Genomic DNA, 24178 nt, shown 5'->3' on the forward strand with positions numbered 1-24178 from the left:
GTGGGTATCGGGAGGAGCACCCATGGCATTCGGCCCGTCCAGTACCCCGTCCCCGGTCCCGGCCGGACTTCCGTGCTGGATCGAGCTGGCCTGCCGCGAGCAGGCCGTGGCGGAAAGATTCTACGGTGCCCTCTTCGGCTGGGAGTACACCACTCAACGGGATCCGGCGACGTCCGACGGCCGGTACGCCATCGCGACGATGAACAACCTCCCCGTGGGCGGCCTCTACCGCGCCGCGCAGGGCGCGCCGCTGGGCTGGATGCCCCACCTTTCGGTGCCGCACACCGCGAGCGCGGCGGAGTGGGTCGAGCACTTGGGCGGGCGGCTGACGCTCGGGCCGATGCCGATCCCGCGGCGGGGCACCATCCTGCACGCCTTCGACGCGTGCGGCGCGCCGGTCGTGTTCTGGGAGGTGCCGCCGGACTGGGAGTTCGTCACCGGGATCCCCAACACCTTCAGCGGCGCGGACCTCAACACCCACGACGGCGTCGCGGCGGATCACTTCTACACCAAGCTCTTCACCTACGGCAGCCACCAGATCGGTGACGGCGAGTCCCTGGACTACGTCGAATGGCTCATCGAGCACGAGCCCGTGCTGTACCGGTACGTGATGGGGTCGGAGTACAGCCTCGACACCCCGCCGCACTGGCTCGTCTACTTCGACATCGACCCGGCCCGCGGCGCCGACGCGGTGGCGGGCGAGGCGCTCATGCACGGCGGCACCGTCGTGATCCAGCCGTACGACACGCCGTTCGGCCGGATGTCGATCCTCGCCGACCCCGAGGGCCACGTCTTCGCCGTGATCGACCACTCGCGCGTCTCCGAAGAGTGGGGCCGCGCCGAGGTCGACGACCCCTACGACGACTGACGCCCGGCGAACGCCAGCCCCGCGACCAGCGCGTACCCGGCCACCACCAGCCACATCCCGGTGGCCGGGGCCAGCGCGCCGACGAGCGCGACCCCGATCGCTCCCCCGGTCTGGCGCGACGCGTTGAGCACGCCCGCGGCCAGCCCGGCCTGCCCCGGCAGGGCGTTCATCGCCAGCGACGTCATCGCGGGCATGGCGAGCGAACAGCAGCCGAAGACGACCGAGACGGCGGCGAACGCCACGAGCGCGCGATCGGCCGGCAGCAGCGCGAAGCCGGCCGAGCCGGCGAGCCCGGCCAGGGCGCCCGCGACCATCGGCCCGCGCGGGCCGGACCGGCCGGTCAGGCGTCCGCTGAAGAAGGCGTTGAGCCCGACCACCGCCGTGAGCGGCACCAGCGCGAGCCCGGCGGCGAGCGCGCCGAGCGACCACGCGCGCTGCAGGTACAGCGCGAGGCTGAAGAGCGTGCCGTAGAGGCAGAAGTTGAACAGGCCGCCGATCCCCGTGGCCACCGCGAAGTTCCGGATCTTCAGGATGCCCAGCGGCAGCACGGGTTCCGCCACGCGCTGCTCCACGGCCACGAACACGACACCGGCCACCACTCCCCCGGCGAGCAGCGCGAGGGTCGCGGACGCGCCCCAGCCCGCGTGCCCGGCCTCGATGAACCCGGCGACGAACGCGGCCAGCGAAACCGTGCCGGCGACCTGCCCGGCGAAGTCGAGGTGCGTCTCCCGCCGCGGTGGTTCGGTGACCGCCCGCCGCGTCAGGACGATGGCGAGGATCCCGACCGGGACGTTGACGGCGAAGACCAGGCGCCAGTCGGCGAGGCCGACGGCGAGCCCGCCGAGCACCGGCCCGGCGGCCAGGCCCGCGCCGCTCATGCCGCCCCAGACGCCGAGCGCGTGGGCGCGTTCCCGCACGTCCGGGAACTGGTGGACGATCAAGGCGAGCGACGACGGCAGCAGCGCGGCGGCCCCGGCCCCCTGCACGGCCCGCGCGGCGATCAGCCAAACGGCGTCACCGGCGAGCGCGCACCCGGCGCTCGCGACGACGAAGACGGCGACGCCCGCTTCGAAGACGCGCCGCGAACCCCACCGATCCCCGGCGGCGCCCCAGGTGAGCAGGAACGCGGCGAGGGTGACGGTGTAGGCGTCGACGACCCATTGCAGGGCGGCCGTCGACGGCTCCCCGAAGTCGGCGCCGATCGCGGGCAGGGCCAGGTTCACGATGGTCGCGTCGAGCGTGATCATCAGGAAGCCCAGGCAGACGGCGGTCAGGGCGAGCCGAGTGCGGGTTTCGGTGACCATGTCCCCGAGTCAAACCCGCGGAAGCTTCGGCCGTCCACGAACCTTTGCCTCCGGGCTGAGAGCTTTTGGCTCCCACCGCAGGTCAGCCGAGCGGGACGAACGCCGAGAGCAGCAGCCAGGAAACGACGGCCGAGGGCAGCAGCGAGTCGAGGCGGTCCATGATCCCGCCGTGGCCCGGCAGCAGGGTGCCCATGTCCTTGACGCCGAGGTCGCGCTTGATCAGCGACTCGACGAGGTCGCCCAGGGTCGCGGTGAGCACGATGGCGACGCCGAAGATCACGCCCTGCCAGACGTGGCCGTCCAGCAGCAGGCTCAGCGTCAGGGCGCCGGCGACGACCCCACCGACCAGCGAACCCCCGAAGCCTTCCCAGGTCTTCTTCGGGCTGATGGTGGGGGCCATCGGGTGCTTGCCGCCGAGCACGCCGGCGATGTAGCCGCCGGTGTCGGAGGCGACGACCCCGATCAAGAAGGTGAGCACGCGCCCGACGCCGTCCGACGGCGGCACGAGCATGGCCGCGAACGCGCCGAAGAGCGGCAGGTACGCGGCGGCGAACACGGACGCGCTGATGTCGCGCAGGTAGCCCTTCGCGCCGCCGGGCAGGCGCCAGAGCAGGCAGGCGAGCACGGTGAGGACGAACGCGGTGAGCGCGCCTTCGCGGCCGAACGGCCAGGCGAGCCAGATCATCGCCTGCCCGCCCACGAGCACCGGGATCATCGCGACCTTGGTGTCGGCGACCCGGCGCAGCACCCCGGCGAATTCGAAGGTGCCGACCGCGATCGCGATCGCGATGATCCCGATGAACAGGAAGCGCACGGTGAGCAGGGAAACGATGATCGCGGCCCCGAGCACCAGCCCGACCCCGATGGCCGCGGGCAGGTTCCGGCCGGCCTTGGAAGCCTTCTTGGCTTCCGGCGCGGCTTCGGTACCGGGGGTCCCCGGCACCGAGGTCGCCTCAGCGGCCCCGGCCGCCGACAACCGGCTCGCCTCGCCGTTTCCCGAGGTCTCCGGCACGACCGGCGTCTCCGCCGCCCCACCGGTCCCCGGGAATTCAGGCGTGGCCGGGGTGCCGGCTCGCGCCGGCTCCGGCGTCCCGGGCGCGGCCGCCGGGTGTTCTCCGGTGGCGTCCACCCGGTCCTCGCGTTCCTCGCTCACCTGTGCCATCAGACCTCGAGCAGCTCGGCTTCCTTGTGCTTGACCAGCTCGTCGACCTTGTGCACGTAGGTGTCGGTCAGGTTCTGCAGTTCCTTCTCCGCGCGCGCGACGTCGTCCTCGCCGGCCTCGCCGTCCTTGGCGATGCGGTCCAGTTCGTCCTTGGCCTTGCGGCGGATGCTGCGGATCGACACCCGGGCGTCCTCGCCCTTGCCCTTGGCGACCTTCACCATCTCCTTGCGCCGCTCCTCGGTGAGCTGCGGGATGACGATGCGGATGACCTGCCCGTCGTTGCTCGGGTTGACCCCGAGGTCCGACTCCCGGATCGCCTTCTCGATCGCGCCGAGCTGCGTCTGGTCGTAGGGCTTGATGAGCGCCATCCGGGCTTCCGGCACGTTCACGCTGGCCAGCTGGTTCAGCGGGGTCGGCGAGCCGTAGTACTCGACGACGATCCGCGCGAACATCGTCGAGGAAGCCCGCCCGGTGCGTACCGACGTCAGCTCGTCCTTGGCGACGGACACCGCTTTTTCCATCTTCTCCTCGGCATCGAGGAGGGTCTCGTCGATCACGGCTACTCCCGTTGTTGTGATGGGTGGCGCTTGCTGATCCCAGCAGGTCTAGGCCGGCACCCCGTCAGCGGGGGTGCTGACCAACGTGCCGATTCTTTCACCACTCACCGCGCGGGCGATGTTCCCCTCGGTGAGCAGGTTGAACACGATGATCGGCATGTTGTTGTCCATGCAGAGGCTGAACGCCGTCGCGTCGGCGACCTTGAGGTCCCGCTCCAGCACCTCGCGGTGGGTGATCTCGCGGAACATCTCGGCGGTCGGGTCGGCCTTCGGGTCCGCGGTGTAGACGCCGTCGACGGCCTTCGCCATCAGCACGGCTTCGCAGCCCAGCTCGAGCGCCCGCTGCGCGGCCGCGGTGTCGGTGGAGAAGTACGGCATGCCGACCCCGGCGCCGAAGATCACGACGCGCCCCTTCTCCAGGTGCCGCTCGGCGCGGCGCGGGATGTAGGGCTCGGCGACCTGGCCCATCGTGATGGCGGTCTGCACGCGGGTGGGCAGGCCCTCCTTCTCCAGGAAGTCCTGCAGCGCCAGGCAGTTCATCACGGTGCCCAGCATCGCCATGTAGTCGGCGCGGTCACGGTCCATGCCGCGCTGCGAGAGTTCGGCGCCGCGGAAGTAGTTGCCGCCACCGATCACGACCGCGACCTGGACGCCGGTGCGGGCGACGTCGGCGATCTGCTGCGCGACCGAGTGGACGACATCCGGATCGACGCCGATCGAACCACCGCCGAACATTTCGCCGCCCAGTTTCAGCAGCACCCGCCGGTAGCCACCTTCGACCCGGTCACCCATCTATGTCGCCTCCTAGGCCCCTCGACCGTTGAATTCTCCTGGACCCGACAGTGCCCCGTCCCCGATGGACGGAGACGGGGCACTGTGGGTGTGAAACCTACGCCCTGGCCTGGGGTCAGGCCTGGCCGACCTCGAACCGCGCGAACTTGGTCAGCGTCACGCCGGCCTCGTCGAGCAGAGCCTTGACGGTCTTCTTGTTGTCCTTGACCGACGGCTGCTCGAGCAGCACGTTGTCCTTGTAGTAGGCGTTGACCTTGCCCTCGATGATCTTCGGCATGGCCTGCTCCGGCTTGCCCTCTTCGCGAGCGGTCTTCTCCGCGATCGAGCGCTCGTTCTCGACGATCTCGGCCGGCACCTCGTCGCGGGTCAGGTACTTCGCGCGCAGCGCGGCGACCTGCATGGCGGCACCGCGGGCGGCCTCGGCGTCGTCACCGGTGAACTCGACGAGCACGCCGACGGCCGGCGGCAGGTCGGAACCACGGCGGTGCAGGTAGGTCGCGGTCTGGCCCTCGAAGGCCACGACGCGGCGCAGCTCGAGCTTCTCGCCGATGCGGGCCGACAGCTCCTGGACGACCTCGCTGACGGTCTTGCCGTCGAGCTCGGCGGCCTTGAGCGCCTCGACGTCGGAGGTCTTGAGGGTCTTCGCGACCTCGACGATCTTCGCGGCCAGCGCCTGGAAGTCGGCGTTCTTGGCGACGAAGTCGGTCTCGGAGTCGAGCTCGATCAGGACGCCGCCGTCGCCGGTGACCAGGCCCTCGGCGGTGGCGCGCTCGGCGCGCTTGCCGACGTCCTTGGCACCCTTGATGCGGAGGAACTCGACGGCCTTGTCGAAGTCGCCGCCGTTCTCTTCCAGGGCCTTCTTGCAGTCCATCATGCCGGCGCCGGTCATCTCGCGCAGGCGCTTCACGTCAGCGGCGGTGTAGTTCGCCATTCTGGTAAATCCGTCCTTTTCAGGTACGTAAGCCTTGGAGGGTGCTGCGCCCGTGCGGCCGGCCGGAGCCGGCCGCACGGGCGAGGATGAACATCAGGAGGAGGCGGTCGCCTGCTCGGTGGCGGCCTCGGTCGCGGCAGCGGCCTCGGTCGCGTCGGCAGCGGCGGTCGCGTCGGCGGCGGCGGTCTCGGAGCCGGCGAGCAGCTCCTTCTCCCACTCGGCCAGCGGCTCGTCCGCGGCCACACCCGGCTCCGGCTTCGCGTCGGCCGACGCACCGTTGCGGCTGGACCGCGCCATCAGACCGGCGGCCGCGGCCTCGGCGACGACCTTGGTCAGCAGCGCGGCCGAGCGGATCGCGTCGTCGTTGCCCGGGATCGGGTAGTCGACCTCGTCCGGGTCGCAGTTGGTGTCCAGGATCGCGACGACCGGGATGTTCAGCTTGCGAGCCTCGCCGACGGCGATGTGCTCCTTCTTCGTGTCGACGATCCACACCGCGCTCGGGACCTTCGACATGTCGCGGATACCGCCGAGGGTCTTCTCGAGCTTGTCCTTCTCGCGGGTCAGCGTCAGGATCTCGCGCTTGGTGAGGCCCGCGAAGCCGCCGGTCTGCTCCTGCGACTCGAGCTCCTTGAGGCGGAGGAGGCGCTTGTGCACGGTCTGGAAGTTGGTCAGCATGCCGCCGAGCCAGCGCTGGTTGACGTAGGGCATGCCTACGCGCGCGGCCTCGTTGGCGATGGCTTCCTGGGCCTGCTTCTTGGTGCCGACGAACATGATCGTGCCACCGTGCGCGACGGTTTCCTTGATGAACTCGAAGGCACGGTCGATGTAGGTCAGCGTCTGCTGCAGGTCGATGATGTAGATGCCGTTGCGCTCGGTGAAGATGTAGCGCTTCATCTTCGGGTTCCACCGACGGGTCTGGTGCCCGAAGTGCACGCCGCTGTCGAGCAGCTGCTTCATGGTGACGACGGCCATTGCCGGAATCACACCTCTTCTGTGTAGTGCGCGCCGGTTGCGGTCGGCGCGCTGCTCGGTTTTGTCGCTCCCGGCCGGGTGGCCGTTCGCCCTGGTGCCCGTGGCGGCGTCCGGACCCCGAGGCGTTGAAGAACCCCTGGGACCGCCGGACCCCGTGCGTCTCCCCCGCGAGGAAAATCGAAGGGAACGCGCACGTGCACGCGAAGTCAGTCCGCTCACACGGACCGCGCAAAAGATTCTACCCCCTCCCACCACCCCACCCCTCACCGGCGGCGATTGGGCGGCGGAGTTGTCCACATGGGGTCCGGTTATCCACAGATTCGCCGGCGCTCCCCCACGAGGCCGTCCGGTGCCGCACGCTGGGGACATGGAGTCGATCATGCGTTCCCGGCGGTGGCCGCCGGGCTGGTTCGGAGTGGTGTTCGTGCTGGTAGTGGCGGTGTGCGTGGGGCTGGGAGGTGGAGTGGGAACGGCGATGGCGCCGGCCCGGGATCCGGTTTACGAGAGACCCGGAACGGCGGTCGCGTCGCCGGCCGCCGGGTCGGCCGGGCTGGGGACAGGTGGTGAGGCGGAGGTCGATCCGGGGCCGCCGCCGACCTCGCCGTTGTTCCTCCCGGCGCCACCGGCCGGGCAATGGCCGCCACCCCTGCCCGCATCGCCGATCGGGCTTGGGCCGGAGTTGTTCCGGACGGCGGCGCGGGACGACCGGCAGCCGCGACTGTCCTGGCCACTATCACCCGTTCCGGTGGTGACGAAGTACTTCGACGCCCCCGAAACGCCCTACGGCGCGGGGCACCGCGGGGTCGACCTGGCCGCCGTGCCCGGGCAGGAGGTGCTCGCGGCCGATGCCGGCGTCGTCGTGTTCGTCGGGCCGGTGGGCGGGCGGACCGTCATGTCCGTCGACCACGACGGCGGACTGCGCACCACCTACGAGCCCGTCGTGCCGAAGGTGGCCGTGGGCGAGCAGGTCTACCGGGGGCAGGTGCTCGGGACCGTCCTCGCCGGGCACCCCGGCTGCCTGGTGGCGGCGTGCCTGCACTGGGGCGTGCGGCGGGGCGACGAGTACGTCGATCCCCTGGCACTGACCGGCGAAGTGGGCGAATACCGGCTCAAGGCGTGGGGAGGTGGTTAGTTGATCAGGTGCCGGTCTGCTCGACGAGCTTCGCGCGCAGGCGCATGACGGCCCGGGTGTGCAGCTGGCTGACCCGCGACTCCGTGACGCCGAGGACCTTGCCGATTTCGGCGAGGGTCAGGCTCTCGAAGTAGTAGAGGCTGACGACGATCTTGTCCCGCTCGGTGAGCTGCGCGATGGCCTGCGCGAGCTGGCGGCGGTTGTCCTGGTCGACGAGCACCGCGACCGGGTCGACGGCGTCGTCGTCGGGCAGCGTGTCGACCAGGGAGCCGCTGTCCTTGCCGGCGGCCACCAGGTCCTCCAGCGCGACGACGCTGGTCAGCTGCAGCTGACCGTAGAAGTCGCGCAGGTCGTCGAGGCCGATGCCGAGTTCGGCGGCGAGTTCCGCGTCGGTCGGGGTGCGGTGCAGGCGGGCGCCGAGGCGCTCCATCGCGCGCTCGGCCTCCTTGGCCTTGCTCCGGACCGCGCGCGGCACCCAGTCCTGTGAACGGAGGTCGTCGAGGATCGCGCCGCGGATGCGCTGCATCGCGTACGTCTCGAACCGGAGGCCGCGCTCGGGGTCGAACTTCTCGATCGCGTCGACGAGGCCGAAGATGCCCGACTGCACGAGGTCACCGACGTCGACGTGGGTGGGCAGGCCGGTGCCGACCCGGCCCGCGACGTACTTGACCAGCGGGGCGTAGTGCAGCACGAGCCGATCGCGCGACGCCTGGTCCGGGCTGTCGGCGAACTGCCGCCACAGCGCCGCGATCCCGGCGTCGACGTCGTAGCCGGCGCGGGTGTCCGCGGGCGCGGCGACCTCACCGTGAGTGGTCACTCCGGCGGTTTCGGTCACGTGCGGTCCTGCGGTCATTGCACAGTCGTTCTCGGCATGCGGCTCAGTGTCGTCTCCGTGCTCGTGCGGATGCGCGTGCGCCGCCGGGCCCGCTGCTGGCGACCCCGGCGAGACCCCCGGGGCCGCCTCAGGCCCTGGGGTGCGCTCGGTCATGGATCGCTTTCAACCGGTCGACGGTCACATGAGTGTAGAGCTGCGTCGTGGCAAGCGTAGCGTGACCAAGCAGTTCCTGAACGCTCCTGAGATCGGCGCCCCCTTCGAGCAGATGCGTCGCGGCGGAATGACGCAGGCCGTGAGGCCCCATGTCGAGCGCTCCGGGCACCGCCGAGACGGCGTCGTGCACGACTCGCCGCACCGCCCGCGGGTCGACTCGTTTGCCCCGGACACCGAGGAAAAGCGCGGGCTCGGCGCCGTCACCACCGCTTTCCGCGACGATCTTCGGCCGCCCCTCGTCGATCCAGTCCGTCAGCGCCGCCGCCGCCGGGACGCCGAACGGGACCACTCGTTCCTTCGCGCCCTTGCCGAGCACCGTCACGACACGACGGGAGAAGTCGGCCCCGCCGACGTCCAGCCCGCACAACTCGGACACGCGGATGCCGGTGGCGTAGAGCAGCTCGACGATCGCGCGATCACGCAGTGCGACCGGATCACGTTGCTCCGCACCCCCCGCCGACGCCTGCATGACCTCCCCCGCCTGCCCGGCGCGCAGCACCCCGGGCAGGGTGCGGTGCGCCCGCGGGGCGGCGAGCCGGCCACCCGGGTCGGTGGCCAGGACACCGGTCCGGTGCGCCCAGGCGGTGAACGTCCGGGCCGAAGCGGCCCGCCGCGCGAGCGTCGTGCGGCTCGCCCCGCCGGACTGCTGCGCGGCGAGCCACGCCCGCAGCCGCGCGAGGTCGAGGTCGGAGAGGCCGCCCCCGCCGTCCACGACGAAGCCCAGCAGCGACACCGCGTCGCCCACGTACGCGCGGACGGTGTGCGCGGACAGTCCCCGTTCGAGCCCGAGGTGCCGTTCGTACCCGGTGACGACGGCCCGGACGGGCTCGGGCAGCGCGGCCCGGAGCGCGCGCAGGTCGGGACGGCGGGCCCGGCCGGAGCGTGGTGACGGCATGGCTGTCACGCTGCGCGAACTACCGCCCGCGGTCAAGGATCGCCACGCGGGCCCACCGGACCGGCCGAATCCCGTCGACGATTTCTCCCGGATTTCGTGGCGTTCACGCGCTTTCCCTCCGTCGTCGCCACCCGGCCTCCCCGCGGACGGCGAATCCGTCGATCTCCAGGGCCGGCAGCAGGGCCCGCACCCGCCGCAGCGGGATGCCGGCTTCGACCGCGATCTCCGCGTCGGACCGCTCCGCGCGCACGGCCAGTGCCTCATACGTACGCAGCGCTTCGGGCCCGAGCCGGTCGGTGGACCGTTTCTGCCGGCCTGCCGCGGTGTCCTCGGCGATGCCGAAGTGGCCCACCGTTTCGAGGACCTGATCGATCGTCGAGACCAGCGTCGCCCGGGAGTCGCGGATCAGCTCGTGGCAGCCGACGGACATGGCGGACGAAACCGGCCCCGGCACCGCCATCACGATCTTGCCGAAGGCGCCGGCGGTGCTCGCGGTGTTGCGGGCGCCGCTGCGCTGCCCGGCCTCGACCACCACGGTGCCCTCGGTCAGCGCGGCGATCAGCCGGTTGCGGACGAGGAAGCGGTGCCGCGCCGGCGGGGTGCCGGGCGGGTACTCGCTGACGACCGCGCCGCCGGAGCGCACGATCCGGTTCAGCAGGCCGACGTGACCGGCCGGATAACCGGCGTCGACGGCGCAGCCGAGCACCGCGACGGTGACCCCGCCGGCGGCGAGCGCGCCGCGGTGCGCCGCGCCGTCGATGCCGTACGCCGCTCCCGAGAACACCGGCACGCCCCGGCCGGCCAGCCCGTACGCGAGTTCGGCCGCGTGGTGCTCGCCGTAGTCGGTGGCCGCGCGGGCCCCGACGACGGCGACGGCCCGATCGGTGGCTGTACCCAGCGCGACCTCGCCGGCCACCCACAACGCCAGCGGCGGCACGGCCTCGGTCACCCCGCGCCGCGCGGCTTGCTCCACGGCGAGCAGCGGCCAGCCGGGCCACTCGTCGTCCTCGGGGATCACCAGCCGGGCGCCGGCTTCGGTGGCCCGGGCGAAGTCCTGGGCGACTAGGTCGTACTCCCGCCGGGCTTCGGTCGCTTTCAGCACCTCGGGCGGGCAGTCCCCACCGCGGACCCGCTCGGCGGCCGCCACCGGCCCGTGTTCGGCCACGAAGGCGACCAGGGCCGGCGCCGGTGGTTCGGCCACTCGCAGCAGGTAGGCGCGGGCCTGGCGCACGTCGTCGGGACTCATGCCGCCACCCGCTCGCGGAAGTCCAGCGCCGCACCGACTTGTTCGGCGCCGGGGCGGGCCTCGCCGTCGAGATCCGCCAGGGTCCAGGCGATCCGCAGGCAGCGGTCGGCACCGCGGCCGCTCAGGAAGCCGCGGTCCATGGCGCGGTCCAGGAGGACCGTCGCGTCCGGGGGCAGCGCGAACTCGCGGCGCAGCGCCGGGCCGGGCACCTCGGAGTTCGAGCGCCAGCCCTGCTCCTTCCACCGGTCGGCGGCGCGGCGGCGGGCCTCTAGCACGCGCTCACGGACTCTCTCCGTCGGCTCCGCCGCGTCGGTGTCGTGGGCGCTGAGCGCGCTCAGCGGGCGCAGGCGGACGGACAGATCGACGCGGTCGAGCAGCGGTCCGGAGAGGCGGCTGAGGTAGCGGCGGCGGGCCATCGGCGTGCAGACGCAGTCGGTGTCCTTCGGCGGCGCGCACGCGCAGGGGTTGGTCGCCAGCACCAGCTGGAATCGCGCCGGGTACGTGATCGCGCCCTTGACGCGCGCGATGCGCACTTCGCCTTCTTCGAGGACCGTCCGCAGTGATTCGAGGCGCTCGCCACCGAACTCGCAGACTTCGTCGAGGAACAGCACGCCGCGGTGGGCGCGGCTGATCGCGCCCGGGGAGGCGAGACCGCTGCCGCCGCCGATGAGCGCCGCGACCGTGATCGAGTGGTGCGGGGCCACGAACGGCGGCACGGTGATCAGCGGCGACGACCTCGACAGCGAGCCGTCGACCGAGTGCACCGCGGTGACCTCCAGGGATTCCTCGGGCGACAGCCGGGGCAGCAGGCCGGGCAGGCGTTTCGCCAGCATCGTCTTGCCGACGCCCGGCGGGCCGGTGAACAGGATGTGGTGCCCGCCCGCGGCGGCCACCTCCAAGGCCCAGCGGGCTTCCGGCTGTCCGACGACGTCGGCGAGGTCCGGCACGGCCGGCGGGACGGCCGGGCCGGGTGGTTCCGGGTGCGCCAGCTCGCCTTCGCGCTTCAGCCACGCGACGAAATCCCGCAGGTGCGGCGCGCCGGCGATTTCGATGCCGTCGACGAGCGCCGCCTCGACGAGGGAGTCCGCCGGGACGACGGCGCGTTCGTAGCCGGCCGCGCGAGCCGCCAGAAGGCCGGGGAGGACGCCCCGGACCGGACGGACGCGGCCGTCGAGGGCGAGTTCGCCGAGCAGGACCGTGCCGAGCAGCCGCGTCGACGGCACCGCGCCGGTCGCGGCGAGCACCGCGGCGGCGATGCCGAGGTCGTAGGCCGAGCCGACCTTCGGCAGGTTCGCCGGGGACAGGCCGAGGGTCACCTTGCCCTCCGGCCAGGGCTGCCCGGAGTTGCGGACGGCGGAGCGGACGCGGTCCTTGGCTTCGCGCAGCCCGGCGTCGGGCAGGCCGACCAGGGTGACACGGCTGAGACCGCCGCCGAGGTCGGCTTCGATCTCGATGAGCCGGCCGTCGATCCCCAGCAGCGCGACGCTCCACGTCTTGGCGATGGGCATCAGAACGCCGCCTCGAGGTGCTGGAGGCGGGGGCTGGTGCCCGGTTCGGCGAGGATGGTGACGACGTCGTAGCGGACCGGGCACCACCTGACGCGGTACTCGCGCAGCCAGCGCTCGGCAGCTCGGCGGACGCGGCCGGCTTTCTCCTCCGTGATCGTCTCGGTCGGGAGGCCGAATTCGGTGCTGGTGCGGGTTTTCACCTCGCAGACGATGACGCGGGTGCGGTCGGTGAAGACCAGGTCCAGCTCGCCTTCGCGGCAGCGCCAGTTGCGGGCCAGCAGGACGAGGCCGCGCTCCTGCAGGTAGCGGAGGGCGAGGTCCTCGCCCCAGGCACCCAGGTCGCGGCGGTGTCTTGCGAGCTCGTCGGTGCCCGTCATCGTGTGCGCCCCCTCGTCGGTCCCGCGCCGGTCACCGGGGCGGTCCCGGCGATCACGGTGCGTGTGCGTTCGACGATGCCAGGGCGCGGAGACGGTCGGCCAGAGCCGATTCGCGGACCTGTGGACAACTGGGGTGCTGGGGACAACTGGTCCCGAGCCGGGGCGAAACGCGCCCGGATTGTCGGTGCGGTGTGCTAGGGGCCGAGGGTGCTCCAAAAGAACCGCGCCCCCTCACCCGGGTAGGTGAGGGGGCGCGGTTCTTCGGAGATCGGGGTCAGCCCGAGAACGGGCCGTCTTCGGGGAGGCGCAAGTCGGGCTTGTCGAGTTCCTCCACGTTCACGTCCTTGAACGTGATGACCCGGACGTGCTTGACGAAGCGGGCCGGGCGGTACATGTCCCAGACCCACGCGTCCGACATGCGGACCTCGAAGTACACCTCGCCGCCGCCGTCGCGGACCTGGACGTCCACTGCGTTGGCCAGGTAGAACCGCCGCTCGGTCTCCACCACGTACGAGAACTGACCCACTATGTCGCGGTACTCGCGGTACAGCGAGAGCTCCATCTCGGTCTCGTACTTCTCGAGATCCTCTGCGCTCATGAAATCCGCGCCCCTCCTCGGGATCGTGCTGCTGCTCCGCCGGCGGAGCGTTCATTGTGACCCACACCCGCGGCCGGGGCATGCAGCGGCAGGCTGAGTTGTGGCTCGAGTGCTTCGTCGAGAGCCGCGGACAAGGTCGCCGTCGTGCCGGCCTCCATGGCTTTCTCCAGGGCCGCGTACGTCAGCAGGACCGGCCTGGTGGGGCGCACGCCGTGCTTGACGGCCACCGTGGCCACGTTCGTGTACGACCAGCGGTGGACGTCGCTGGGGCCGTGTTCGCGCAGGGCCGCCAGGTGGTCCGACGTGCTGTACCCCTTGTGCACGTCGAATCCGTAGTGCGGGAGGTCGTCGTGGTAGCCCGCCATGATGCGGTCCCGCGTCACCTTCGCCAGTACCGACGCCGCCGCGATGCAGGCCACCGAGCGGTCGCCCTTGATCACCGCCGTGTTCGGGGCCGTCAGGCCCGGGACCCGGAAACCGTCGGTGAGGATGTAGCCCGGGTGCACGCGCAACGCCGACGCGGCCCGGCGCATGCCCTCGAGGTTCATCACCCGGATGCCGTAGAGGTCGACCTCGGCCGTGGGGATGACGATCACCGAATAGTCGACGGCGCGCTTGAGGATCAGGTCGTAGACCCGGTCGCGCGCCTTGGCCGTCATCAGCTTCGAGTCGGTCAGCTCGGTGAGCTTCGCGTCGCCCTGCTTGAGCACGCAGGCCGCGACCACCAGCGGCCCCGCGCACGCCCCGGCGCCGGCTTCGTCCACACCGGCGACCGGGCCGAGGCCACGGCGGTCGAGCGCGCCCTGCAGACCCCAGAAGAGGTCGCCGCGCACCACGGCCCGCGGTGGCCGGATCGGCTCGGCCGCGGTGAGGGGAACGGGAAGAGTCAAGGCAGGATCACCCGTCGGGGGTGGTTAGCGTTTCCGGCGCAGTCCGGACTTCAGCTTGCGCCCGAGGAACAGCGTCGGCCAGGCCGCCGCGATCCCGGCGCCGAGCGGGAGCCCGCTCTGCCACGCCGGCGCGCCGAGCGCCACCGGCTGCGCCGTCTCCTGCGGGTTGTGGTCGCTGATCCCGCCCCAGCGGCTCGGCGGGAGGACGATGATCCGCGCCTTGCCGATGATGTTGTCCACGGGCACCGCGCCGTTCACGCCGCCGCCGCCCTGGAACCGGGAGTCGTCGGAGTTGTTGCGGTTGTCGCCCTGGACCCAGACCATGCCGGCCGGCACCTTGACCGGCTCGAAGGTCTTCTGCTCCTGGACCGACGGGTCTTCCCAGTGGATGTACGGCTCGTCGAGCGCCTTGCCGTCCACGATCATGCGGCCCTGCGGGTCGCAGCACTGGACGGTCTGGCCGCCGACCGCGATCACCCGCTTGACGAAGTCGCGCTCGTCCGGCGGGGCGAACCCGACCAGCGAGCCGAGCCCCTGGATCGCGCGGACGACGATGTTGCCCGACTCCTGGGGCGCGATCTCGTTGTTGATCCAGGCCGGCGGGCCCTTGAACACGATCACGTCACCCGGGGAGGGCTCGGTGAAGTCGTAGGTGACCCGGTCGACGAGGATCCGGTCGCCGTGGCAGCCGGGACACCCGTGCAGCGTGGCCTCCATGGACCCCGAAGGGATCATGAAGACTTTCGCGAGGAATGTCTGGATCAGGATCGTGAGCACCAGGGCGATCACGAGCAGGATCGGCAGTTCCTTCCAGAACGACCGTTTCTTGGCGGGCTTGGCTCGCCGCCGACGGGATCCCCCGCGCTCCTCGGAACGGGACAGCCGCGGCTTGTCCTCTTCGGAGCGATCGGGGTCATCCTCGGGAGCGTTCTGGGACACGGGTTCGGCCACGTCGTCAGGCTACCGGTAACCGGGTTGTGACTCAGTTAGCCGAGGCCGTCTCGCGGTTCTCGCGGCGCTCCTTGATCTTGGCCTTCTTGCCGCGGAGGTCGCGCAGGTAGTAGAGCTTCGCGCGCCGCACGTCACCGCGCTTGTGGACCTCGACCTCGGCGATGTTCGGCGAGTGCACCGGGAAGGTGCGCTCCACGCCGACGCCGAAGGAGACCTTGCGGACGGTGAAGGTCTCCCGGATGCCGCCGCCCTGACGGCGGATCACGACGCCCTGGAAGACCTGGTTGCGCTCGCGGTTGCCCTCGATGACGCGGACGTGCACCTTGAGCGTGTCGCCCGGGCGGAAGTCCGGGATGTCGGAACGCAGCGACTGCTTGTCCAGCGCGTCCAGGGTGTTCATCGGTGGTCCGTCCTCGTCTTCGTATGGCTTGCGTACACGTCCCCGGGCGCGCAACGGTGCCGCTGCGGGCGACCCAGGGGGCTGCTGGCGGGCTCGTGAACGAGGAGGTCCACTCACGCCAACCTGTCAAGTATCGCAGACGCCGGCTCCGGTCGAGCAACCGGCCCTAAGCCTGCTCGGGGTCCAAGCCCTCCAGGACCCCGCGATCGTGCTTGTCGAGACTACCTTCCGGCAGCGCGGCCAGGAGATCGGGGCGGCGCCGGGCGGTGCGTTCGAGGGCCTGGTCGCGCCGCCAGCGGTCGATCAGCGCGTGGTTCCCGGACCGCAGCACGTCGGGCACGGCCAGCTCGCGCCACACCTCGGGGCGCGTGTAGCTGGGCCCTTCGAGGAGGCCGTCGGAGAACGAGTCCTCGGCGGCCGAACGCGCGTTGCCGAGCACGCCGGGCAGCAGCCGGACGACGGCCTCGACGATGACCAGCACCGCCGCCTCGCCGCCGACCAGGACGTAGTCGCCGATCGACACCTCGTCGACCGGCATCCGGTGGGCCGCGTCGTCGACGACCCGCTGGTCGATGCCCTCGTACCGGCCGCAGGCGAAGACCAAGTGCTTCTCTTCGGCGTACGCGTGCGCCAGCTCCTGGGTGAACGGCCTGCCCGCCGGCGTGGGCACGACGAGGCGGGTTTCCGGACCGCAGACGTCGTCCAGCGCCGGGCCCCAGATCTGGGGCTTCATGACCATGCCGGGGCCGCCGCCGTACGGGGCGTCGTCGACCGCGCGGTGCACGTCGTGGGTCCAGTCGCGCAGGTCGTGCACGCCGACCTCGATGAGGCCGCGGTCGATCGCCCGGCCCAGCAGCGCGGCGCGCAGCGGGTCGAGGTATTCGGGGAAGATCGTGACGACGTCGATGCGCATTTCAGGCGTCCAGGAGCCCTTCCGGCGGGTCGAGCACGACCCGGCCGCCCGCGACGTCCACGGTGGGGACGATCGCACGGACGAACGGCACCAGCACCGAGCGGCCTTCGACGTCCAGTTCCAGCAGCTCGCCCGCGGGCGAGTGGACGACTTCGACGACCTTGCCGACGACCGTGCCGTCGGTCAGCTCGGCCCGCAGGCCGGCCAGTTCGTGGTCGTAGAACTCGTCCGGATCCGACGTGGGCGGCAGCGTGTCGGTGTCGGCGAGCAGGAGCGCACCCCGTAGCGTCTCGGCGACGTCGCGGGTCAGCACCTCCTCGAAACGCACCAGCAGCCGCCCGCTGTGTTCGCGGGCGGCTGCGATGGTGAGTTCCCTTTTGCTGCCGTCACGCAGCTTCGTCGTCACGGCCGCACCGACGCGGAACCGCTCGTCCGGCGAGTCCGTGCGCACGTCCACCGCGAGTTCCCCGCGGATTCCGTGCGCCTTGGCGATGCGGCCGACTACGACGTCCATCCTGACCGTGCTTCCGAAATGCTCAGCGGTCGGTGTCGACGACGTCGACGCGGACGCCGCGGCCACCGATGCCGCCCATGACGGTGCGCAGGGCGGTCGCCGTGCGACCACCCCGGCCGATCACCTTGCCGAGGTCGTCGGGGTGCACGTGCACCTCGAGCGTGCGGCCACGGCGGGTGGTCAGCAGCTCGACCCGGACCTCGTCCGGGTTGTCGACGATCCCGCGCACCAGGTGCTCGAGGGAGTCAGCCAGAAAGCTCACTCGGCCTTCTCACCCTCGGCGGCTTCGGCCTTCTCGGCCTCGGCCTTCTTGGGGGCCGACTTCTTCTTCGGCGTGGTGGCCTCGGCGGAGGGCTCCTCGCCGGCCGCGGCGAGCGCGGCGTTGAACAGGTCCTGCTTCGACGGCTTCGGCTCGGCCACCTTCAGGGTGCCCTCGGCGCCCGGCAGGCCCTTGAACTTCTGCCAGTCACCGGTGATCTCCAGCAGGCGCTGGACCGGCTCGGTCGGCTGCGCGCCGACACCCAGCCAGTACTGGGCGCGCTCGGAGACGACCTCGATCAGGCTCGGCTCTTCCTTCGGGTGGTACTTGCCGATCGTCTCGATGGCCTTGCCGTCCCGGCGGGTGCGCGCGTCGGCGACGATGATGCGGTAGTACGGCGCACGGATCTTGCCGAGGCGCTGCAGCTTGATCTTGACGGCCACGGGTGTGGGTTCTCCTCGAGTCTCTCTGGTGCTGGGCTGGGCGCACGCGGGCCGAGTGGGGACACGGACGCGGGCACCCGAAGGTCAGGAGCTTTCGCACGGTGAGAGGGTCCGGCGGAAGCAGGCAGTGCACCATTCTGCCAGACGGCTCGCGCGGACCCGGAAAGAGGCTCAGAAAGACGCCACTCCGAGGGCCCCGAGCAGGATGGTCAGCGCCGGCAGGAAGTTGTTCACTTGGTGCGCCACGATACTCGCGGGCAGCCGCCCGGTGACCAGCCGGGCCAGGCCGATCGGCACCGCGATGACCAGCAGCAACGTCGTGCGCAGCGGCTCGAGGTGGCTGGCCGCGAACACCGCCGTCGACAGCAGGAACGCGGCCACGCGGCCCCAGCGCTCGCTGCGCCACTGCAGCTGCTCGGCGGCACCCCAGAGCAGGCCCCGGTAGATGACCTCCTCGCAGATCGGGCCGAGCAGCCAAAGGTAGACGAACATCACCACCGCCGCCGACACCGACATCCGGCGGTCCTCGACCAGCGCGCTGATCGCCGACGTCGCGTTCGCGTCGCCGACCAGCCGCGTCCACAGGTAGGCGGCGAGGGTCGTGAAGACGAGCCCGACGCAGCCGTAGCGGAAGCCGGTCTTGACGTCGGCCCAGCGCCACTCGATCTTGAAGTCGACGACGGGCCCGTTCCCGCGCACGTACGTGATCAGCACGGCGACGCCCGCGGCGATCATCGTCGGCAGCATGGTGCCGAGCAGCACCACGCGCATCGGCAGCGGACCGGGCCCGGTGTCCCCGACCAGCACGGACACGAACGCGGCGGTGGCCAGCAGGACGGCTTCGACCAGCAGGAAGGCCCCGAACCCCCACCGGTGCCGTGGCGCGGACGAAAGAAAGGCCGGCTCGTCCGGTTCGGGCAGGGGTGTGGCGTCGGCAGCCGGGTCCCGGGGCTGGGAAGTGGTCACGCCTTGCCCTCCGCGTCGCTCGGCTCCTGCTTCGAGCCTAGCCGCCGGGCGGTCATCACACAGTATCCGTCCGACTACTGTCCATCGATCTTCGCAACGTTCAGTGCGCGACGAACAGCAGGACGGCGGGCGGGAGGTTGTTGGCGGCGTGGGCGATCACGCCGGCGCTGACGCGGCCCGACAGGTGCCGGGCCAGGCCGATCGCGATGCCCTGGCCGATCAGCGCGAGCGTGCGCGTCGGCTCGCCGTGGAGCTGGGCGAACACCACCGACGTCAGCAGCAGCACCACCCACGGCGGGACGCGGTGGAAGGACAGCGCGTTCCAGAGCGTGCCGCGGACCAGCAGCTCCTCGGTGATCGGGGCGCCGGCGATGACGATCACCGCGGCGAGCACCAGCCACACGGTGTCGCCGTCGAAGGTGTCGGCGAGGTCGGTCAGCGGGCTGTCGGAGACGTCGTCGGCGCCGTAGACCGCGATCAGCACCAGGTTGAGCAGGTAGCCGACGACCAGCGCGAGCACCCCGCAGGCGAGGCCGATCCGGACGTCGCGCCAGGTCGGCTTGAGCCCGAAGTCGGCGCGCAGCCCGTGGCCCCACAGCCACGAGCCCGTCGCCGGACCGAGGCCGAGCAGGAGGTTGGGGACGAACGCCAGGAGCAGGAGCGGGCCGACGTCGCGCAGCTCCAGCGGGTCGAACTCGCCGACGTTGCGGTTGACCGCGGCGGCGATGATCAGGTTGGCGAGGTAGTAGCCGCCGATCCCGATGAAGAACGCCACGAAGCACCAATGCGCTCCCAGTACGCGCCGTGCGCCGTCGTCGTCCGTCACGGCCCCCACGCTAAAGTGCCGTCCCCGCAAGGAAAACGGCGGGGGTCTACGCGTAGACGACGCCGCCGAGCACGATGTGCGAGGGATGCCGCAGGACGCCCAGGTCGTCGCGCGGGTCGCTCGGGTAGACGAGCAGGTCGGCCGGGGCGCCGTCGGCGATGCCGGGCCGGCCGAGCCAGTCGCGGGCCGCCCAGGACGCGCTCGCGAGAGCCTCTTCGCGGGTCATGCCCGCGCGGTGCAGCGCCTCGATCTCGTCGACTAGCCTGCCGTGCTCGACCATGCCGCCGGCGTCACTGCCCGCGAAGACGCGTACGCCCGCTTCGATGGCCGACGCGACCATGTCGCCGACACCTGCGTGCAGCGCCCGCATGTGGTTCGCGTACGCGGGGTACTTGCCCGCCTTGTCGGCGATGCCCGGGAAGTTCTCGATGTTGATCAGCGTCGGCACCAGGGCGACGTCGTTCCGCGCGAGTTCCGCCAGCTGATCCGCGCTCAGGCCGGTGCCGTGCTCCAGGCAGTCGATGCCCGACGCGATCAGCCCGGGCAGGGCGGCTTCGCCGAACACGTGCGCGGTGACGCGGGCGCCGTTCTCGTGCGCCACCCCGACCGCCTCGGCGAGGACGTCGTCGGGCCACAGCGGGGCCAGGTCGCCGACGCCGCGGTCGATCCAGTCCCCCACGAGCTTGACCCAGCCGTCGCCGTCCCGCGCCTGCTCGGCGACCGCGTCCGGCAGCTGTGCGGGGTCGTCCAGCTCGATGCCGAGGCCGGGGATGTACCGCTTGGTGAGCGCGAGGTGCTGCCCGGCGCGGATGATCGTCGGCAGGTCGGCCCGGCGCTGCAGCGGCCGGACGTCGATCGGCAGCCCGCAGTCGCGGATCAGCAGCGTGCCCGCGGCCCGGTCCTGGAGTGCCTGCTCGGTGGCCTCTTCCAGCGAGACGGGCCCGCCGACGCCGATGCCGGGATGGCAGTGCGCGTCGACCAGGCCGGGCACGAGGAAGACGTCCCGGCCCAGCGTTTCGGCGTCCGGCACCGGCTCGAACGAGATCCGGCCGCCGGTGATCCAGAGGTCGCGGGACTCGCCGCCGGGCAGGACCACCCCGGCGGCGTGGAGCGCGGTGCTCAATTGTCCTTCGGGTTCTTCGGCAGCTTGAACTTCGACGGGTCGAAGCCCGGGACGTCGTTCATGCCGCCCAGCTGCGAGAGGTCGGGCATGCCGCCCGGCATCTGGCCGCCCGGGGGCAGCATCGGCATGCCGCCGGGGAAGCCGCCGCGGACCTTGGGCTGGGTCGGGCCGCGCCCGCCCTTCTTGCCCTTCTTGCCCTTGCGCTTGGAGCTGCCGCCCCCGCCGCCGAAGCCGAACCGGCCGGCCATCTGGGCCATCATCTTGCGGGCCTCGAAGAACCGGTTGACCAGGTCGTTGACCTCGCGGACGGTGACGCCGGAGCCGTTGGCGATGCGCAGCCGGCGCGAGCCGTTGATCAGCTTCGGGTCGTCGCGCTCGGCCGGGGTCATGCCGCGGATGATCGCCTGCAGCTTGTCCAGGTGCTTGTCGTCGACCTGGGCCAGCTGGTCCTTCATCTGGCCGGCGCCCGGGAGCATGCCGAGCAGGTTGCCGATCGGGCCCATCTTGCGGACCGCGAGCATCTGCTCGAGGAAGTCCTCGAGGGTGAGCTGGCCGCTGGACAGCTTCGCCGCGGCCTTCTCGGCCTGGTTCTGGTCGAAGGCCTGCTCGGCCTGCTCGATCAGGGTGAGGACGTCACCCATGCCGAGGATCCGCGACGCCATCCGGTCCGGGTGGAAGGTGTCGAAGTCCTCGAGCTTCTCGCCGTTCGAGGCGAAGAGGATCGGCTGGCCGGTGACCTCGCGGACGCTCAGCGCGGCGCCACCGCGGGCGTCGCCGTCGAGCTTGGTGAGCACGACGCCGCTGAAGCCGACGCCGTCGCGGAACGCCTCCGCCGTGGTCACGGCGTCCTGGCCGATCATCGCGTCGACGACGAACAGGACCTCGTCCGGCTCGACCGCGTCGCGGATGTCCGCGGCCTGCTTCATCAGCTCTTCGTCGACACCCAGGCGGCCCGCGGTGTCGACCACGACGACGTCGTGCTGCGCGTGCTTGGCCTCGGCGATGGCGCGGCGGGCGACGTCGACCGGGTCGCCGACGCCGTTGCCGGGCTCGGGCGCGAAGGTGACGACGCCGGCGCGCTCGCCGACGACCTGCAGCTGCGTGACGGCGTTCGGGCGCTGGAGGTCGCAGGCGACCAGCATCGGCGCGTGGCCCTGCTTCTTCAGCCACAGCGCGAGCTTGCCGGCCAGGGTCGTCTTACCCGCACCCTGGAGGCCCGCGAGCATGATCACGGTCGGCGGGTTCTTCGCCAGGTTCAGCCGGCGCGTCTCGCCGCCGAGGATCGCGACGAGCTCCTCGTTGACGATCTTGACGACCTGCTGCGCGGGGTTGAGCGCCTGGGAGACCTCGGCGCCCTTCGCCCGCTCCTTGATCTTCGCGATGAAGGTCTTGACCACGCCGAGGGCGACGTCGGCCTCCAGCAGCGCGATGCGGATCTCGCGCGCGGTGGCGTCGATGTCGGCGTCGGACAGCCTGCCCTTGCGCGTGAGCGTCTGCAGGGCGGCGGTGAGCCGATCGGAGAGGGTGTCGAACACGGGTGTGCACGCTCCAGCTGGGTCGAGAGTGGCGCGCCGGACGAGGCCGGCCCCTTCGAGGGTAGTCGCTCCGGCTGGTTCTCCTCGCGGGTACGCACCAGTACTACGCATGTACGTACTAAAACGAGGTCGACTTCCGGAAAAAGACTGGAACTTGGCCGCCGATTCGGTAAACATACGTGTATGACTTCCGTCCCCGTCCTCCGTGAACCGGCCACCGACGCCGACGAGCCGGTCCCGCTGCGGCGGATCGCCGGCCTGTTCCGCCCGCACCGCGGGCCCCTCACCGCGCTGTTCGCGCTGATCGTGGTGCAGGCCGGCCTCGGCGTCGTCTCGCCGTTCCTGCTGCGCGAGATCCTCGACGACGCCCTGCCGCACCGCGACACGCTGCTGATCAGCCTCCTGGCCGCGGGGATGATCGCCTGCGCGGTCGGCAGCGGCTCCCTCGGCGTGGCCACCACCGGGCTGTCCAACACGATCGGGCAGCGCGTGATGAACGAGCTGCGCGTCTCGGTCTACGGCCACCTGCAGCGGATGTCGCTCGGCTTCTTCACGCGGACGAAGAGCGGCGAAGTGCTCTCGCGGGTGTTCAACGACATCGGCGGGGTCGACAACGTCATCACCACGACCGCCGGCTCGGTGGTGCAGAACGCGACTACGACGATCGCGATCACCGCGGCGCTGATCGCCCTCGACTGGCAGCTGGCGGGACTGTCGCTGATCGTCGTGCCGCTGTTCCTGCTGTTCACGCTGCGGCTCGGCAAGAAGCGGCGGACGCTGGCCCGCGGCCGGACCCGGCGGATGGCCCGGCTGACGACGATGGTCGAGGAGTCCCTGTCCGTCACCGGCGTGCTGCTCGCCAAGACGATGGGCAACGAGCGGGCTGTGCGCGAACGGTTCGGCGCCGAGTCGCGGGAGATCGCCGCGCTCGAGCGCGCCGCCGCGCTGGCCGGGCGCTGGCAGACGGCGTCGCGCGGGATGAGCCTGACCGTCATCCCGGCGCTGGTCTACTGGATCGCCGGGCTCGCGCTGGCCGGTGGCGCATCGCCGTTCTCGCTCGGCACCGTCGTGGCGTTCACCAGCATGCTCAACCGGCTGGTCGCGCCGGCGACCGCGATGCAGACGATCGGCCAGAACGTGGCGACGTCGAAGGCGCTGTTCGGGCGCATCTTCGAGGTGCTCGACCTGCCGGTGGAGATCGCCGACAAGCCGGGGGCGCGGGAGCTCGAGGTGCGCCGTGGGGACGTGTCCATGCGCGGGGTGTCGTTCCGGTACTCGGAAGACGGGCCGCTGACGCTGCGCGAGATCGACCTCGACGTCCCGGCGGGCACCACGACGGCGCTGGTCGGCTCGACCGGGTCGGGCAAGACGACGCTCGCCTACCTGGTGGCCCGGCTGTACGAGGTGGAGTCCGGTTCGGTGCGGATCGACGGCGTCGACGTCCGCGACGTCACGCTGGCCTCGCTCGCGGCGGGCGTCGGGCTGGTGTCGCAGGAGACCTACCTGTTCCACGACACCGTGCGGGAGAACCTGCGCTTCGCGAAGCCGGACGCGACTGACGAGGAGATCGAGCTCGCGGCGAAGGCGGCGCACATCCACGACACCCTCGCCGGGCTGCCGGAGGGGTACGACACCGTCGTCGGCCAGCGCGGCTACCGGTTCTCCGGCGGCGAGAAGCAGCGGATGGCGATCGCCCGGATCCTGCTGCGCAACCCGCCGGTGCTCATCCTCGACGAGGCGACCAGCGCGCTCGACACCCGCACGGAACGCTCGGTGCAGGCCGAGCTGGACCGGCTCGCCGCGGGGCGCACGACGCTGACCATCGCGCACCGGCTGTCCACTGTGGAGCACGCGGACCAGATCGTGGTGCTGCACGAGGGCCGGATCGCCGAACGCGGGACGCACGAGGAGCTGCTGGCGCGCGACGGGCGGTATGCCCGGCTCGTGCGGGGTACCGCCTAACCTGGG

The 24178-nt window shown here is 71.4% G+C and carries 26 protein-coding genes; 3 read left to right on the forward strand and 23 right to left on the reverse strand.

From position 1 onward, the window contains the following. Nucleotides 1-22: 22 nt before the first annotated feature. On the forward strand, nucleotides 23-868 hold the full coding sequence (locus H4696_RS23400) for a VOC family protein (RefSeq protein WP_086855893.1): 846 nt from the start codon (nucleotides 23-25) through the stop codon (nucleotides 866-868). On the opposite strand, the gene H4696_RS23405 is transcribed toward H4696_RS23400, so the two are convergent. The 6 genes from H4696_RS23405 to rpsB all read right to left on the reverse strand — a co-directional run bounded on the left by H4696_RS23405 (nucleotide 856) and on the right by rpsB (nucleotide 6586). Further along, entirely contained in the window at nucleotides 856-2172 is a 1317-nt protein-coding gene (locus H4696_RS23405; RefSeq protein WP_086855892.1) for an MFS transporter, read from the reverse strand. The genes H4696_RS23400 and H4696_RS23405 overlap by 13 nt on opposite strands. 82 nt (nucleotides 2173-2254) lie before the next feature. Then, the gene (locus H4696_RS23410; RefSeq protein ID WP_086855891.1) at nucleotides 2255-3334 is read right to left on the reverse strand and encodes a phosphatidate cytidylyltransferase; all 1080 of its coding nucleotides are present in this window, start codon (nucleotides 3332-3334) and stop codon (nucleotides 2255-2257) included. Next, the gene (frr, locus tag H4696_RS23415; RefSeq protein ID WP_086855890.1) at nucleotides 3334-3891 is read right to left on the reverse strand and encodes a ribosome recycling factor; all 558 of its coding nucleotides are present in this window, start codon (nucleotides 3889-3891) and stop codon (nucleotides 3334-3336) included. The genes H4696_RS23410 and frr overlap by 1 nt, the downstream gene beginning before the upstream one ends. Before the next feature lie 48 nt (nucleotides 3892-3939). After that, nucleotides 3940-4683 (reverse strand): UMP kinase, encoded by a 744-nt coding sequence (pyrH, locus tag H4696_RS23420; RefSeq protein ID WP_003065595.1) that lies wholly within the window; start codon nucleotides 4681-4683, stop codon nucleotides 3940-3942. Between the two features lie 115 nt (nucleotides 4684-4798). After that, nucleotides 4799-5614 carry a translation elongation factor Ts gene (gene tsf / locus H4696_RS23425; protein WP_086855889.1) on the reverse strand — a complete coding sequence of 272 codons (816 nt, stop codon included), beginning with the start codon at nucleotides 5612-5614 and terminating at the stop codon, nucleotides 4799-4801. Between the two features lie 93 nt (nucleotides 5615-5707). Continuing rightward, entirely contained in the window at nucleotides 5708-6586 is an 879-nt protein-coding gene (gene rpsB, locus H4696_RS23430; protein WP_086855888.1) for a 30S ribosomal protein S2, read from the reverse strand. A 661-nt stretch (nucleotides 6587-7247) separates the two neighbouring features. Here rpsB and H4696_RS23435 point away from each other — a divergent pair. Continuing rightward, nucleotides 7248-7718 carry a M23 family metallopeptidase gene (locus H4696_RS23435; RefSeq protein WP_086855905.1) on the forward strand — a complete coding sequence of 157 codons (471 nt, stop codon included), beginning with the start codon at nucleotides 7248-7250 and terminating at the stop codon, nucleotides 7716-7718. Between the two features lie 4 nt (nucleotides 7719-7722). On the opposite strand, the gene H4696_RS23440 is transcribed toward H4696_RS23435, so the two are convergent. The 17 genes from H4696_RS23440 to ffh form a co-directional block, all read right to left on the reverse strand. Beyond that, nucleotides 7723-8571 carry a FliA/WhiG family RNA polymerase sigma factor gene (locus tag H4696_RS23440; RefSeq protein ID WP_086855887.1) on the reverse strand — a complete coding sequence of 283 codons (849 nt, stop codon included), beginning with the start codon at nucleotides 8569-8571 and terminating at the stop codon, nucleotides 7723-7725. 109 nt (nucleotides 8572-8680) lie between these two features. After that, nucleotides 8681-9661: a tyrosine recombinase XerC gene (locus H4696_RS23445; protein ID WP_086855886.1), complete on the reverse strand. Its 981-nt coding sequence runs from the start codon at nucleotides 9659-9661 to the stop codon at nucleotides 8681-8683. A gap of 103 nt (nucleotides 9662-9764) precedes the next feature. Further along, a complete protein-coding gene (gene dprA / locus H4696_RS23450) occupies nucleotides 9765-10907 on the reverse strand; it encodes a DNA-processing protein DprA (protein WP_192782496.1) in 1143 nt (380 codons plus the stop codon). After that, a complete protein-coding gene (locus H4696_RS23455) occupies nucleotides 10904-12415 on the reverse strand; it encodes a YifB family Mg chelatase-like AAA ATPase (RefSeq protein WP_086855885.1) in 1512 nt (503 codons plus the stop codon). Before H4696_RS23455 ends, dprA begins: the two co-directional genes overlap by 4 nt. Further along, nucleotides 12415-12792 (reverse strand): YraN family protein, encoded by a 378-nt coding sequence (locus H4696_RS23460; protein ID WP_086855884.1) that lies wholly within the window; start codon nucleotides 12790-12792, stop codon nucleotides 12415-12417. The genes H4696_RS23455 and H4696_RS23460 overlap by 1 nt, the downstream gene beginning before the upstream one ends. A gap of 274 nt (nucleotides 12793-13066) precedes the next feature. Next, a complete protein-coding gene (locus H4696_RS23465; protein WP_003096226.1) occupies nucleotides 13067-13390 on the reverse strand; it encodes a DUF2469 domain-containing protein in 324 nt (107 codons plus the stop codon). Further along, nucleotides 13387-14226: a ribonuclease HII gene (locus H4696_RS23470; RefSeq protein WP_086855883.1), complete on the reverse strand. Its 840-nt coding sequence runs from the start codon at nucleotides 14224-14226 to the stop codon at nucleotides 13387-13389. Before H4696_RS23470 ends, H4696_RS23465 begins: the two co-directional genes overlap by 4 nt. 78 nt (nucleotides 14227-14304) lie before the next feature. After that, the gene (lepB, locus tag H4696_RS23475) at nucleotides 14305-15231 is read right to left on the reverse strand and encodes a signal peptidase I (protein WP_086855882.1); all 927 of its coding nucleotides are present in this window, start codon (nucleotides 15229-15231) and stop codon (nucleotides 14305-14307) included. Between the two features lie 31 nt (nucleotides 15232-15262). Next, nucleotides 15263-15631, reverse strand: a complete 369-nt coding sequence (gene rplS, locus H4696_RS23480) for a 50S ribosomal protein L19 (protein ID WP_086855881.1) — start codon at nucleotides 15629-15631, stop codon at nucleotides 15263-15265. Nucleotides 15632-15797: 166 nt separating this feature from the next. Continuing rightward, nucleotides 15798-16544: a tRNA (guanosine(37)-N1)-methyltransferase TrmD gene (trmD, locus tag H4696_RS23485; protein ID WP_086855880.1), complete on the reverse strand. Its 747-nt coding sequence runs from the start codon at nucleotides 16542-16544 to the stop codon at nucleotides 15798-15800. A gap of 1 nt (nucleotide 16545) precedes the next feature. After that, nucleotides 16546-17058 carry a ribosome maturation factor RimM gene (rimM, locus tag H4696_RS23490; RefSeq protein ID WP_086855879.1) on the reverse strand — a complete coding sequence of 171 codons (513 nt, stop codon included), beginning with the start codon at nucleotides 17056-17058 and terminating at the stop codon, nucleotides 16546-16548. 22 nt (nucleotides 17059-17080) lie between these two features. Beyond that, nucleotides 17081-17320 carry an RNA-binding protein gene (locus H4696_RS23495; RefSeq protein WP_003103110.1) on the reverse strand — a complete coding sequence of 80 codons (240 nt, stop codon included), beginning with the start codon at nucleotides 17318-17320 and terminating at the stop codon, nucleotides 17081-17083. Then, nucleotides 17317-17760 carry a 30S ribosomal protein S16 gene (gene rpsP, locus H4696_RS23500; protein WP_086855878.1) on the reverse strand — a complete coding sequence of 148 codons (444 nt, stop codon included), beginning with the start codon at nucleotides 17758-17760 and terminating at the stop codon, nucleotides 17317-17319. The genes H4696_RS23495 and rpsP overlap by 4 nt, the downstream gene beginning before the upstream one ends. Nucleotides 17761-17931: 171 nt before the next feature. Continuing rightward, nucleotides 17932-18726 (reverse strand): CPBP family intramembrane glutamic endopeptidase, encoded by a 795-nt coding sequence (locus tag H4696_RS23505; RefSeq protein ID WP_086855877.1) that lies wholly within the window; start codon nucleotides 18724-18726, stop codon nucleotides 17932-17934. A gap of 100 nt (nucleotides 18727-18826) precedes the next feature. Next, a complete protein-coding gene (locus H4696_RS23510; RefSeq protein ID WP_086855876.1) occupies nucleotides 18827-19552 on the reverse strand; it encodes a CPBP family intramembrane glutamic endopeptidase in 726 nt (241 codons plus the stop codon). A 46-nt stretch (nucleotides 19553-19598) separates the two neighbouring features. Next, nucleotides 19599-20675 carry an amidohydrolase family protein gene (locus H4696_RS23515; protein ID WP_086855875.1) on the reverse strand — a complete coding sequence of 359 codons (1077 nt, stop codon included), beginning with the start codon at nucleotides 20673-20675 and terminating at the stop codon, nucleotides 19599-19601. Next, nucleotides 20672-22210, reverse strand: a complete 1539-nt coding sequence (ffh, locus tag H4696_RS23520) for a signal recognition particle protein (RefSeq protein WP_086855874.1) — start codon at nucleotides 22208-22210, stop codon at nucleotides 20672-20674. Before ffh ends, H4696_RS23515 begins: the two co-directional genes overlap by 4 nt. 183 nt (nucleotides 22211-22393) lie before the next feature. Here ffh and H4696_RS23525 point away from each other — a divergent pair, with 183 nt between their 5' ends. Continuing rightward, the gene (locus H4696_RS23525) at nucleotides 22394-24172 is read left to right on the forward strand and encodes an ABC transporter ATP-binding protein (protein ID WP_086855873.1); all 1779 of its coding nucleotides are present in this window, start codon (nucleotides 22394-22396) and stop codon (nucleotides 24170-24172) included. Nucleotides 24173-24178 lie beyond the last annotated feature (6 nt).

The sequence above is a fragment of the Amycolatopsis lexingtonensis genome, assembly GCF_014873755.1.
GTDB classification, from domain to species: Bacteria; Actinomycetota; Actinomycetes; order Mycobacteriales; family Pseudonocardiaceae; genus Amycolatopsis; species Amycolatopsis lexingtonensis.